The organism is Sulfurisphaera ohwakuensis (assembly GCF_009729055.1).
Classification (GTDB): Archaea; Thermoproteota; Thermoprotei_A; order Sulfolobales; family Sulfolobaceae; genus Sulfurisphaera; species Sulfurisphaera ohwakuensis.
Genome location: NZ_CP045484.1, coordinates 750,639 through 763,531, shown reverse-complemented (window position 1 = coordinate 763,531; position 12,893 = coordinate 750,639). Strand labels below are relative to the sequence as shown.

Sequence of the window (12,893 nt, the reverse complement as noted above, 5' to 3'; positions counted from 1 at the left end):
CATAAATTTCTGATTTACTACAAAATATCATTGACTGTCTTAATACTTCTATATACACTTTTAACATAATTAACCCTCTCTAACCAGTTAACTATTGGTGAAGGATAACCAGGAACTTTTGTCCTATAGATGGAATGAATAATTGACGATGGAACGTCTTTTAACTCTTCAACCCATTCTTTAATAAACTTAGCCTCTGGATCAAATTTCTCTTGCTGTTTCCACGGATTAAAAACTCTAAACACATAATCAACACCAGTAGAGGCAACCCACTGCCAGTTACCATTATTAATAGCAGGGTCATAGTCAACTAATTTAGTAGCAAAATATCTTTCTCCCCATCTCCAATCAACAAATAAAACTTTAACTAAGAAAAAGGCCACTAACATCCTAACTCTTCCATTTATATAGCCAGTTGAATTAAGCATCCTCATTCCAGCGTCAATTATCGGATAACCAGTCCTTCCCTCTTTCCATACTTCAAAATAACTTTCATTATTTTCCCATGATATATTATCATATTCTTTCCTATAACAATGTCCGAAAACATAAGGGTTATAATAAGCTAAAAGTGTAAAGAAATCTCTCCAATACAATTCTCTTATAAATTCCTCATTATTCTTTTGAGCATAATAAGCCTCCCTTATTGATATTGTTCCAAATTTAAGGTGTGGGGATAATCTAAAATTATTATTCTCAGCTGGATAATCTCTCCTGCTAAAATCCACATTCCTATGTAATAGATAAAGTCCCTCTTTCCTACCACCATGAAACAGAGGAGACTCAATTTTCTTAAAAGTAAGGAGAAAATCTACGCTCATGGAAGAATCCATAGCATCAAATTTACCCTCCATAGTTTCAGGTTCTCTAACCTTTATTTTCTTAACTTCATTATAAAAAGAAGTAAAGTTCTTATGATGAAACAATGATTTAGGAGTAAGCAAATAGTCCTCATACTCTCTAAACTCAATACCATTTTCCTCGCATACACTCCTTATTTTTTCATCTCTTGAAATGCTAAAAGGGGTATAGTCCTTATTAACATAAATAGCGTCTACTTTGTTAAAGAACCTACCGACAACCTTTTCTGCCTCTCCAAAAAATACGTTAAGCCTACTTCCCTTTTTCCTTAACTCATCATCGAGCTCAAGCAATGAATTTATCATAAAAGAGACGGCAAACTCAGACTTGTAGGGGTTGTTAATTAATTGCCTTGGATCTGCTATAAAAACTGGGATTACCCTATCACACTCATTTAAAGCATAATTAAGTGCTGTGTTGTCCTCAAGCCTTAAGTCTCTACGAAATATGAATATACAATCCACATGCAATTAAGGAGTAAAAAATAAAAAATTCGTGTTAGCTTTTTTCTCTCACACTTTTTAAAGCCTTTAACAATCCTTTGGTGAAGTAGGGTAAATCTCCAGGATGTCTTGAGGAAATTAAGTTTTCATCTTCTACTAAAGGGGCATCTACATATTCTCCTCCTGCCGCTATTATATCATCTTTAATTGAAGCAACGGAAGTAACTTTTCTACCTTTTATTACGCCAGCAGATATTAGCACTTGAGGACCATGACAGATTGCGGCTACTGGTTTTTTATCTAAGAAAAATCTCCTAGTTAGTTCTTTAACCTCTGGTAAAGTTCTTATTCTTTCCGGCCCTCTTCCTCCTGGAATAACTAAAGCTAAATAATCTTCCACCTTCACATCTTTAAATGCTATATCTGCCACAACTGAATAACCGTGTTTACCAACAATCTTTGCCCCAGCCTCTTTACCTGCAATAATTGGTTGGTATCCTTCCTCAATTACTCTGTAGAATGGGTACAGAAGCTCGATATCTTCATATTCATCTCCAACTATGAAAAGAACTTTCATAATAGTAGTTGGGTTTTTAAGTAGATAAAATTAATCATTCATTAGATTTGTGATCTTTACAAGCAATGTGATTAGATAAAACTAATCATTCATAGAAACATATTTCACTTTCTTTTTCGCTTGAGCTTCTGGTATATCCCAGAAGAACTTATAATATAAGAACAGGTTTACTATGTTCACAATGAAAGAGGATATAAAGGGAATTGATAACGCTAAAGTTAATAAGAATCCAGATAAGGTTGTTGACACTGCTGAAGGTAACAGTCTTGCTGTCTGATTAATACCACTCGCTGTAGCCCTTCTCCTTTCACTTACTAAATTCATCATTAAAGCTTGTTGTGAAGGTAATGCAAAAACTCTAAATGTTGTAAATAAAACATAATCTATCTCCGCTAGCAGTGATATATGAAGGAATGGGAAAATTAAGACTAAAACTGATGAAATTCCTCTGGTTATAATGATGAATTTTACAAATCCTAATAATTCAGTAAAGTAAGGTGTTAAGAACATTACTGTAGCAGATACTATTCCACCAAAAAATACAATTAGACCAATTTCGGGTTGAGTTAATGAATAAAATTTCTCAAAAATCACCGGAATAAATGGTGTTATAAGACCTTGTGCTATTCCGTTAAATATTCCAGTATATGTGAACTTCTTAATCACGTTCAAATCCTTATTCTTTTCTTCTTTATTCTTTTCTTCATCTTTTTCTCTCCTTATAATAGGGGATACTCTTATTGGGACAGATACGATAAATGAGATTAACGATAAGACTAAACCTAAAACGAAAAGTTCGTCATAGTTTTTGATATAACTTAACAATGCTCCACCAGCTCCAGCATAGGTTGAAGCTAAAGTAAAGATAGAATATATTTTAGTCCTATTTTCTTGACTGGCTTTTTCTGCTAAAATAGCGGTCTGAATGGGGGCAACTGTAGCACCAATTCCTCCTCCGACTAAACCTCCAGCAATACCGAAACCACCTAGTGCAGAAGCTAAAGCTAAAAAGTAAAAGTTGTTAGTCAACAATAATATGAGTATACTAATTGGAAGGAAGGACAAGGTGATTAATAACGCTATTTTTCTACCTTGAATATCAGCGAAAATAGAGAAGATAAACGCTATTAAGGGAGAAGCAAATGCACTTACACCAAATAATACTCCTATCTGAAGTAATGATAAACCTATCTGAAGAAAATATAGACCTATAACAACTGCAAGGAACCCTGCTGTTATGCTTCTCGTTATCCTAGATATTAAAAGAAGTATTATGTCTATTTTGTTCCTATCCACAATTTAACCTTAAATCTTGGGATAAAAAATTTTTCAGTACCAAACTGTAATAAAAATTATTTTGCAAAAATTATTTGTATGCGGAAACACTTAAAAGGTAAAGTTCATAAGAAATTACACATGATAATCAGTATCACTGCGGAGTTAGGAATTGACTTTGGTGAGAACTTTGCAGGTGGTTTAGGCGTTCTTGAAGGAGATAAGTTTTATGCCTCAGCAAGATTAGGAATTGAGTACACTGTCTTTACATTATTTTATAGAAAGGGATATACTGGAAATGAGGAGAAACAGAGAGAATTACTCAAAAATCTTGTTAAGGAATGGGAGACCGAAATAGAACTTAAAAAGGGTAAAATAAAGATCGAATACTTAACGTATAAACTTAATACTGCAAAAGCTATATTTATTAACATTTTATCACCAGATTGGGCTACAAGACTTAACGAGAAACTTTATATTGAGAATTCTGAAGAAGATAGATTTTACAAATATTTAGTCCTTGCTAAAGCAACTGAGAAATACATTAGTGAGAAGATAGGTTGGAACAAGATAAAATACGTTGACTTGCAAGAAGCATATCCGTCTTTCTTACCATTATTGAGATATTTTCCTAGATATAGAATAATTATACACACACCAGCACCGTGGGGTCATCCTACATTTCCAGCAAGATATTTCAAAGAAGAATTTGGTTTTGAATTTCCCTTTGATCCAGTTGTTATGACTGAAATAGGATTATCATCAGCTATACAAGGAATAGTAGTCTCAAAAAAGATGCTTCACCACGTAAGCAAAACATTTCCACATCATATGCATAAAATAAAGGCTATAACGAATGCTGTTGAAATACCTAGATGGAGACATCCATTATTAAATGACGTCAAAGACATTGATGATTTTTCAAAGAGGAAAAAAGAAGTGAAAAAAGAGAGTTTAAAGAAACTTGGAAAGGAGAGTGATAAACCCACAATAGGCTGGGTAAGAAGAATAACTCAATATAAAAGACCAGAATTCATATTAAGATTAATTGACGAATTAAGGGATGATGTCGTTTTTATAATTGGTGGGAAGGCTCATCCATATGAGTATTATGGTGTAGAATTAGAGAAAAAGTTTAAAGAATATGCTCAAAAAAGAAATAATGTAATTTACGTTCAAGGAGTAGATATACAGCAAATGAAATTAGCAATATGGTCCAGTGACATATGGACATTTACACCATATTCTGGATGGGAGGCTAGTGGAACAAGTTTTATGAAGGCTGGAGTTAATGGAGTTCCTTCTGTAGCATCAAGAGACGGTGCTGTACCAGAGATTATTAAGGATGGGTATAATGGTTGGCTTTATGGAGAAGATAGATACGAGCTTCTACCAGTAGACACATATGATAGAGAATATGAGGAATTCGCAAGAAAGGTGAAGGAAGCTTTAAACAAGTATTATGAAGTTGGCTATAATGCTTACCATACTTTTTCTGATTTTTGTTCTATGGATAGACTTATGAAAGAATACGCCTTATAAGCCATGTTAAGGCTATGACTAAAACTAATATAATGCAAAGGTTTACATAGTTTATACCTATTATTTCTTTCTCCACTATAGGAGAAGTAACTTCAATTGTTGCTCCGTTAGTTACATTATAAGTCCCTATCCATTTTACTGTTAAAATAAGAAATGTAGGGGAATATAAGGTTATATTACTCCCTTGATTTACCCAATAAGTCGAGTTATCTACCATTACCTTAAATTGCTTTACATATTCTGGAGTATAGTTAATTAAAGGTTGCTGAACATACACTGTATTTACCGTGAGAATATATCTTTCATTATTGTTAAAGTAAATTTCTTTTGGCAACGTTATGTCACTACCATTACTATACCAGCCTCTTAATATACTACCATTAGGTAGAATAATAGATACGTAAAAATAATAGGTGTAATTTACATAAATCTCAACTACTTTAGGCAGAGTACTATAGCTAATTACATAACCGTTTTTAACTTTTACGCCATTAACATAGATGGAATTTAGTCTAGCTACTTCGTATTTAGAACTTATGTTTTCTGGGAAATATATTTTATAACTAGAATTAACGTAAAAGGAGTAGTTGTAAGGGAGAACACGTATGTAAAGCAAATATGGATTTGATGGATTAAAATGAGTTGTGAGAAGGGATAAGCTCTCATTACCCACATAAACGTTAGCATAGCCATGAAGTAACGAAACATGAAGATTTGTTACACCTTCACCAGTATTTACACCATAAGTGTAAATTGACCTAAAAGGAATCCAACCATAAGTTGAATTATAATAAAGTGCTAATGTTGCATTTAATGAAATAAAGGTAGTAATTTCACCGTCTTCATATCCTCCAAAAACGAATTCAGTATCATAAGCATGGTAATTCCCGGTTAAATTGAAAGGGTCTACAAGGATATAACCTTTAAATGGAAAGTAAACAGTAGTAAAGAACCTTACTATTGGCTCTGTTATTGAACCGTTTTGAATAATAATATATCCAAAGGAAATTTTTACCCCCTCACTCACATTGCTTACATTTATTATGAGATATCCAGCAAATGGAAGTTTATACGTAAAATAAGAAGTAGAGTTAAAGTAAAAGAAAGAGTTATTTAAACTTGCTAAGGGAGAAGTTAAGTTCCAAATGTTTGTAACAAACTGTAAAATGTTTTTATTCGTAATAAAACCAATTACATTTTGCAAAAATAAACTCTGATTACCTCCACGTAATACGGCATTTAATTGTAGAGATGCACCATAAGGAACATAAAACGTGGAGTTATACGCATAGATTGATGATATATTAAAATAGCCTAATATTGCGTTTGTAGTTATAACGCATGAAGACTTATTCCCTACACCATAAGCAGCTATACCTATTGCTGAATCATTTTTTGGCTGTGATATTAACGCATAAACATTGTAAGGTATAGTATACAACTTATAGTTCTGAGGAGAGGGATAAAAGTTATTGTAACCATCTATGACTACAATGTAATTCCCTTGAGGCAAATAGAAAGAATAATTTCCCTTGCTTATATTAGTTACTACTATTGCACTTGTAGTTAAGTTTTTGATCCAGTATGCAAACTGTGTTGGAGTAAAGATCAAAAGTGGAAAAGTTTGATTAGAATAGGAGACTATTACTATTTTATACCCTTCTGATAAACTTACATTAAAATAAATATATTGAGAAGAAGGATGGGGAATTGAAGCTAATGAGATTGGAATAAATAGAGGAAGGATTAATATTAGAAATACTAAATATCTCACATAATGCTGTATTTAATTCCGGTATTAATATTTTTTACAAAATCAAGGAGTCTGACTTCCCCCCGCCCTACGATAGATCAAAAAAAGATTTATCGTTTTAAAATATAAAAACAAAATAATTATAATATAAGTTTATCAGCCTAAAAATGAAGAATGTAATACTCATTTTCGTGTAACTCGTATTACCAAATATGGTAGAGAAAGAGGTAATACGAGTTACACGCGGTAAAAACCTGGCAGAAGTAGTTAAAGAAGTTATTTCAATCTTGGACTTTAATGGAGATAAGGGAGAAGAAGTGGGAAAAACACTATTACTAGCATCACTTAGAAACGAATCAGTAGAGGGTACTGCTAAGAACTTCAACCTCTCGGGGCAAACAGTTAGATTACACGCGCAAAGGGAAGGGGAAGAAATTGGAGAGAAACTACTACAAAGGGCAAGAGAGGAAGCAATGAAACTAAAAGGGCTAACAGTAAACATCTCAATAGCAGTTGTTCTACTTTAACGCAGTTTAAAGATTTTCATCAAACCTAGTGCATTAACTAAACATATCTCAACTAACCTGAGGAGTTTCTCCTCATATTTTTACTTAACCAAACACTAAACTAAAAACTTTATCGATAGTACCGAGAATTTCGCATTACCGAGGAAAATTAGAACAACTGCTAATCTCAATAGACTGGACGGAAATAACGTACTACGGAGTAGCATTTATTGGAAAATCGTTGCACAAGATAATTATTACAAAAAATTTTCTAATACTTATATCTAATTTCAGTAAATAGGATAAGTTATATCGTTTTTATAGTAAGAATTTTCGCCAACGAGAATGGTTTATTTAAAAACTATCTTATCGTTAGGATTTTACGTAAACTGCTATACGGAGAAAAAGTTGAAGAGGTAGTTGGGGGGAAGAAAGGGTACTCTTGGTCCTTCGCAACCGCAACTGCGAAAGTGAGAAAAAGAACTTGGATACTAGGCTTCGTAATGATAAAAGAAGGGATGAGCAAGGGAGAGATTGTAAAACAACTCTTAGAGCAAGCTGAGGAAATAGTGAAGATTAACATGATTGTACTTGATGCAGGGTTCTACACCCTGGACGTACTTAACTTACTTTTAAAGTACAAGTTTGTTTTGGCAGTACCCGTTGGAACTGTTCACGTGAAGGAGGAATTGGATAAGATTTATACTACTAGCTCGAAGAGGCATAAGAGGGATGAGCAGGTAACATTCAGACTTGTGACAATTAAGGCTAAGGTTAAGAGCAAGGGGCATGGGAAGGAGGAGAAGCTCTTGGGTTATGCTACTAACTTAGATTTATCTCCTAAGTCAATTAGGAGGATTTATAATGTTATAAGGTCTCCAATAGAGACTTCCTATAGGGTTATAAAATCATTCTTACCCTTTACTAGTTCAACTAAGTATTCCTTCAGATTTCTTGTAATTTCACTGGCGATACTCCTTTACTCACTCCTTATTTCCCAAGGTATAACAAGGAGTGAGTTCTCCCTCTCCTTGGAGTCTGAGTTGAACAACTATTTAAATACAGATATATTCTTGTTTATTCTTATAATTCTGTTTACTCTTATATCAAATTATTATATGGCTGATGAGTTTTGATCTACCGTTCTAGGGTGGGGAGACGTCAGTATTGTACTAAACTAGCTAGTTAACGTGGATATAAAAACGTACTTATGCAGGGCTCATAATGGTTCTGAAAAGGTAATTGTTAGCTTGGTATCAAACACCCAGATCTAAGGATCTTACACTAGCAATAACAGTATGGCAACTGCGTTAAGAATGAATACAGCCAGCTCAACACCTATTTTAAAGTTAAATAGCGTTATCGCAATTGTAGGTCCCACTGAAATCCCCACAACACCTTCGAGAGACTTAATCGCAGACCCTACCACCCTATCTTTTAGACCTAAGTTTTGCATAGTGTAGACAGTGTTAGACACTGTAGCTATTCCAGTCCCTATACCTAATATTACCGTTCCAATCACTTTGTTAAAGAGCAATAACCAACTTAGTAACATTATGGAGAAACCCAATATTGCAATAGTCCTACTTCTTTCTCCAATTACTTTTCCCAGCGGTGCCGATATAAGCGCCATTGGTAATGGGAAGAGTAGCACTAGTATTATAGCGAGAAGAGATTCTACGTGGAAAAGTTGAGTGTAGCTTAAGACTAGAAATTCCACAACTGCATATCTAGAGAGGGAGTGCAAGAAACCTGCAACTAATGGTTTAAGAAACCTCTTCTCTAAGCTCCATTTACTTAGTGAATACAGACCTGCTAAAGCTGTTACTACTCCTATGTAAAAAGAATAGACTGATATTAAGACTCCATTGAATAGTAGCATAGGCCCTACTGCTGACCTTGGGTTTCCGAAATTCCCTTTGAGGTCTGACAGATGTGACGTTAAAAAGAGTGATGTAAACACCATTAAAGACGGCAGGAGGAACAAGTACTTCCAGTCGATCTTGCCGAGAGCATAGCCTAATGGGACTCCGATAATGTAAGCTAAGGCTAACATGGAGTAGTTGAAACCTATGTTCCTACCTTCACTTCCTTTGTAGGAGGAAGCATATGCAAGTTGTGCTGGGTACATCATGGACGCACCGAGACCTTGTAAAGACCGTAGAACAAGGGCTATGGGGAAGGAGTTCGTTACGAGGATTGCTATACCGGATAGGGAAAAGATGAGTGCACCTAAAAAAAGTAATTTCTTAATTCCCCTCTTTTCCCCAACAAGGTAGAACGGGACGAAAAGGAGGGAAGAAATAACGGCGAAAAGCGTAAGAAATAGCGAAGAGTCAAGATAACTTACGCTCAGTTGAGAGGAAATGTACGGGATAGCTGCTGTTATCATAGCACCTTCTAAGGACGCAGCTGAACCTATAACTGATGTTATCATTACTTCTTTCTTCGTGTTATCCACCTCTTTTAATAAGCTGTTCTTTTATTGAACAGATATCGTAGTAGGTTCTCGTCATTCTTATTAAATTATCTTCTCCAAGTTCTAATACATCGACTCCTTCAGAATCGACCTTAGTACCATTGTTCGTTATATTGTATCTAGAGCCGGAAAAGATTGAAGTAACTTTCCACTCTATCATTATAATCTTATTGTTGCATGCAAATGATACCAGAAACAGTTTATGATAAGGATATGTAGCAAATAATTTTTCTAAATATTTTCTGAAATTATCTTTTCCCTTAATTATCTTCGGTTCCTCTCCGGGATGAATATAAATAGCATCATCTGAATAAAGTGCTAATATATTATCAATATTATAATCATTCCACACTTTCATAAATTTCTCAATAAATTTTTCACAATCGAATTTCTCAGTTCTTTCAGAGTTCATAAGATACACTACTCTTTTTTTTTTAAAAACTATTTTATATAAATATTACAGTTTAATTTAAACTTATAATAATCATATTATATACCTTACTAAGACCTATTAAATAGATAAGACTTCATAAAAGTAAAAATTAATTTTTTAATAAAAATTTATATTATAAAATGAAGAGAAATCTTTATAATTAATAAGCAAACTAAGTTATTTTATCGAGAAACCATTCATCAATATCATTATCTAGGCATGAATATTCGCATTATTATTACGAAAATGGGGATAGAAAGCCTCGCGAGCGGTTATGGATAGTCCCCTTAACCCCCCTTTTCTGTAAGAATGATGATATGATAGTTTAGCTAATATTTTTCTATTTTAATTATGATTTACAAAGGCCCTAGCCTTATATTTATTTTTCATTATCAATTTTCTTTATGAATAACTGGACTACTCAGATTCAAATAGTCATTTTTGTTTTTTCATTAGCTGTCATATATATTTTAAAGATTTTTATCTCATCTTATCATTTATCAATTTATTATATCGGATTAAGATTGAAACTAAATTCGTATTATCAGCCCTAAACCATCTGTGTTCTTCTTCATATAACTAGTTATTTTTCTTTTATCCACTAAAAACTCTTTTTATGTACTAGTCTTATATACTACCGTGGCTGAACACCTGAAAAGAAATGCATTGGACTTTTTCGCTGAAGCAGAGTACGATATTAGAAACGGAAAATATAATTTGGCAATGTTTCACCTAGAACAATCACTCCAATTGGCACTTAAGTATATTTTATTTCAACTTAAAGGGAGTTTCGAGAAAACTCACGATATTATTACCTTACTCGATGAAGTTATAGAATTAACGAGAAATGAGAAATTGAAGAAAATACGCAATGATGAGGCGAGTACGTTAGAGGTAATTAGAGAGTCGTATATAACATCTCGGTACTTTCCTTTTTATGTAGATCGACTAGTAGTTGAAAGAGCATTTAATATAACCAAAGTGATCTTAAATGAGCTCGGAGTGGTGGAGTAGAAGAAAGGAGATATTAGCTCATGCTAGAGAGTATGTTAAAGAAATAAAGCGAATATGTGTCGAGGAGATAGATAAGAATTGTAGAGTTATTCTTTTTGGGTCTGTAGCAAGAGGCAAGTACAGAGTAGATAGTGATATAGATGTTCTAATAATTACTGAACTTGCCGATGACGTATGGAAGAGGGCCGAAATAGCTGTGAAAATCCATAATAGATTAGGGTTTAGTGACCCTTTGGAGCTTCACATAGTTACTCCAAAAATTTATAATGAGTGGTATAAGAGGTTTATAGACGTTTATGAGGAGTTTTAACCTCGAGACGATGTTATACCTCATTCAACCTATCTAAAATATCTTTAGCTTCTTTATCTTTCCCTAGGCTTGCCAACATTTTAATCATTTTTCTTATTAAGATTTTTAAGTCCTCTATTGCATCTTTCCTATCTGCATAATCGCTAGCCCCTTTGTATATTCCGTTATATGCATATACATGAAGCTTTAGTGCTAGAGAATTTATTCCTATAATATCTGCATAACCTAGTTCCTCCAATCTTCTAGCTATTCCATTAAGTCCAGTAGTAGGGGCTAAAAACCGGCTTTATAATACCACTCCCTCTCCCTTTCATCCTTAGGCATTTTATCTAAATTTATCGAAACTAAAACGCTAACTATTGCTTTCCACGCCATAAATGCCTTTTGAGATGCATTCCTACTGTACCCGTTTGTCCCTACACTTTCATTTCACTCATTTTATGTTCAATGAGAGAGTGTAGGGACTTAGCCCTCAACCACTGTGGGTCATGGGACTCCTTTGAGCCCAACGGCACGGGGCTCACATCTCTGTAATCCCTCTCACCCTTTTGGGCATAGCCCACATCGGTGTGAGAGATCATCTTTATCGGAAAAATTTTAACATTATCAAATATAAAAAGATTTTTATTAACGTGAAAAAGGATTCAGCCCCTTTTTGAGTAACTCTATTGCCAGATTAAGTTCAACAATTGCCTATTCAAGCTTAAAATTAATATAACTCTGAAGATTCTTAACCTGAGGTACTATACCCTCTCCTCATAAAGTATGTTATCCTTTTATTCATATTTAAGTTATTCATATTTAAGCTGATTCTTTCTTTTTGAATATTTAGATTTCTTTTACCTCTTTAAAAAATTAGTTTTAACTTTGTGCTCTACGTGAACTTAAAGTTTTAGTTCATTTATTCTCTCTTTAAATAAGGTAAATCAACTGCATTCAGTTAATGTGTATTAACCTATTACTTTTTCAATTATTGAGATCCTCCGTGAAGGAGTATTAAGCTAATATTTTAAGATATGCTAATACTATCTTTATTCTACTTAAAACTAATAATAAATAGCAGAGAAAATAGCATGTGAGGTTACCTAAAGAGCTTAAGGAGAAGATGGAAAAATACGAGGTTGATTGGGACCAGTTAATCAAAGATTTCATAGAAAAGAAGGTTGAAGAATTAGAAAGAGAAAATCACGCTAAAAAGGCAAAAGAGTTACTAAGTTCCATAGATCTTTCAACTAACGGTTTTGCTATAAAAGAGGTGAGGAAACATAGAGAAGGTAATTGATACAAGTGTAATATCTGTAGTTGTAATGAAAGGTGAAAATTGGGATAAAATAATTGAATATATTCCTAACGGAATTACTTTAGATATTTCTTACTATGAGGTCCTAAACGTGATATCATCAGCTAAAAAGAAGAAAATAATAGATAAGGAGAAAAGTAAGATATTATATGACGCAGTAAACGAACTTATGAAATCTATGAAAGTTTATAGTTCGTATAACTACTTAAAAGAAGGTTTCGAAATTTCTAATGAGTATAACATATCGCTTTACGATGGATTATTTTTAGCCTTAGCTTTGTCTCATAATGCAGAGCTATTAACGTTTTCAAGAAATCAAATAAAAGTTGCAACTAAACTCGGAATAACATATAACAAGGATCTATTAATGAATCATGAGTACTAATAATTTTCTATTTTT

Annotated in this window: 16 protein-coding genes; 7 read left to right on the top strand and 9 right to left on the bottom strand. The window is 33.4% G+C overall.

What is annotated here, in order from left to right; all coding sequences use genetic code 11:
- Positions 1-17: 17 nt before the first annotated feature.
- From D1869_RS04455 to D1869_RS04445, 3 genes are all read right to left on the bottom strand, one after another.
- A complete protein-coding gene (locus tag D1869_RS04455; RefSeq protein ID WP_156014093.1) occupies positions 18-1,325 on the bottom strand; it encodes a cryptochrome/photolyase family protein in 1,308 nt (435 codons plus the stop codon).
- 34 nt (positions 1,326-1,359) lie between these two features.
- A complete protein-coding gene (locus tag D1869_RS04450) occupies positions 1,360-1,881 on the bottom strand; it encodes a type 1 glutamine amidotransferase domain-containing protein (protein WP_156014092.1) in 522 nt (173 codons plus the stop codon).
- Positions 1,882-1,962: 81 nt separating this feature from the next.
- A complete protein-coding gene (locus D1869_RS04445) occupies positions 1,963-3,177 on the bottom strand; it encodes an MFS transporter (RefSeq protein WP_156014091.1) in 1,215 nt (404 codons plus the stop codon).
- Between the two features lie 120 nt (positions 3,178-3,297).
- On the opposite strand from D1869_RS04445, the gene D1869_RS04440 reads away from it, so the two are divergent.
- Positions 3,298-4,698 carry a glycosyltransferase gene (locus tag D1869_RS04440; RefSeq protein ID WP_156014090.1) on the top strand — a complete coding sequence of 467 codons (1,401 nt, stop codon included), beginning with the start codon at positions 3,298-3,300 and terminating at the stop codon, positions 4,696-4,698.
- On the opposite strand, the gene D1869_RS04435 is transcribed toward D1869_RS04440, so the two are convergent.
- A complete protein-coding gene (locus D1869_RS04435; RefSeq protein ID WP_184651031.1) occupies positions 4,676-6,472 on the bottom strand; it encodes a thermopsin in 1,797 nt (598 codons plus the stop codon). The genes D1869_RS04440 and D1869_RS04435 overlap by 23 nt on opposite strands.
- Before the next feature lie 191 nt (positions 6,473-6,663).
- Here D1869_RS04435 and D1869_RS04430 point away from each other — a divergent pair, with 191 nt between their 5' ends.
- Both D1869_RS04430 and D1869_RS04425 read left to right on the top strand, forming a co-directional pair.
- Entirely contained in the window at positions 6,664-6,978 is a 315-nt protein-coding gene (locus D1869_RS04430; protein WP_156014088.1) for a DUF4322 domain-containing protein, read from the top strand.
- A gap of 449 nt (positions 6,979-7,427) precedes the next feature.
- Positions 7,428-8,093, top strand: a complete 666-nt coding sequence (locus tag D1869_RS04425; RefSeq protein WP_156014087.1) for a transposase — start codon at positions 7,428-7,430, stop codon at positions 8,091-8,093.
- Between the two features lie 143 nt (positions 8,094-8,236).
- On the opposite strand, the gene D1869_RS04420 is transcribed toward D1869_RS04425, so the two are convergent.
- Entirely contained in the window at positions 8,237-9,418 is a 1,182-nt protein-coding gene (locus D1869_RS04420; RefSeq protein ID WP_156014086.1) for an MFS transporter, read from the bottom strand.
- A complete protein-coding gene (locus tag D1869_RS04415; RefSeq protein ID WP_156014085.1) occupies positions 9,411-9,848 on the bottom strand; it encodes a nuclear transport factor 2 family protein in 438 nt (145 codons plus the stop codon). Before D1869_RS04415 ends, D1869_RS04420 begins: the two co-directional genes overlap by 8 nt.
- Positions 9,849-10,508: 660 nt before the next feature.
- On the opposite strand from D1869_RS04415, the gene D1869_RS04410 reads away from it, so the two are divergent.
- Positions 10,509-10,883 (top strand): HEPN domain-containing protein, encoded by a 375-nt coding sequence (locus tag D1869_RS04410; protein ID WP_156014084.1) that lies wholly within the window; start codon positions 10,509-10,511, stop codon positions 10,881-10,883.
- The gene (locus tag D1869_RS04405; protein WP_156014083.1) at positions 10,861-11,193 is read left to right on the top strand and encodes a nucleotidyltransferase domain-containing protein; all 333 of its coding nucleotides are present in this window, start codon (positions 10,861-10,863) and stop codon (positions 11,191-11,193) included. The genes D1869_RS04410 and D1869_RS04405 overlap by 23 nt, the downstream gene beginning before the upstream one ends.
- Before the next feature lie 13 nt (positions 11,194-11,206).
- On the opposite strand, the gene D1869_RS15635 is transcribed toward D1869_RS04405, so the two are convergent.
- From D1869_RS15635 to D1869_RS15105, 3 genes are read right to left on the bottom strand one after another with little or no spacing between them, the layout of a single operon-like run.
- On the bottom strand, positions 11,207-11,431 hold the full coding sequence (locus tag D1869_RS15635) for a hypothetical protein (protein ID WP_260311160.1): 225 nt from the start codon (positions 11,429-11,431) through the stop codon (positions 11,207-11,209).
- A gap of 35 nt (positions 11,432-11,466) precedes the next feature.
- Complete coding sequence (locus tag D1869_RS15630) at positions 11,467-11,568, bottom strand: hypothetical protein (protein ID WP_260311159.1); 102 nt, start codon at positions 11,566-11,568, stop codon at positions 11,467-11,469.
- Between the two features lie 41 nt (positions 11,569-11,609).
- Entirely contained in the window at positions 11,610-11,774 is a 165-nt protein-coding gene (locus D1869_RS15105; protein ID WP_184650960.1) for a hypothetical protein, read from the bottom strand.
- Positions 11,775-12,268: 494 nt separating this feature from the next.
- Between D1869_RS15105 and vapB the strand changes: the two genes are divergently transcribed.
- Together vapB and D1869_RS04390 are read left to right on the top strand one after the other, a co-directional pair.
- The gene (gene vapB, locus D1869_RS04395) at positions 12,269-12,475 is read left to right on the top strand and encodes a type II toxin-antitoxin system VapB family antitoxin (RefSeq protein ID WP_156014082.1); all 207 of its coding nucleotides are present in this window, start codon (positions 12,269-12,271) and stop codon (positions 12,473-12,475) included.
- Between the two features lie 25 nt (positions 12,476-12,500).
- A complete protein-coding gene (locus tag D1869_RS04390; protein ID WP_156014081.1) occupies positions 12,501-12,878 on the top strand; it encodes a type II toxin-antitoxin system VapC family toxin in 378 nt (125 codons plus the stop codon).
- The last annotated feature ends 15 nt before the right edge of the window (positions 12,879-12,893 follow it).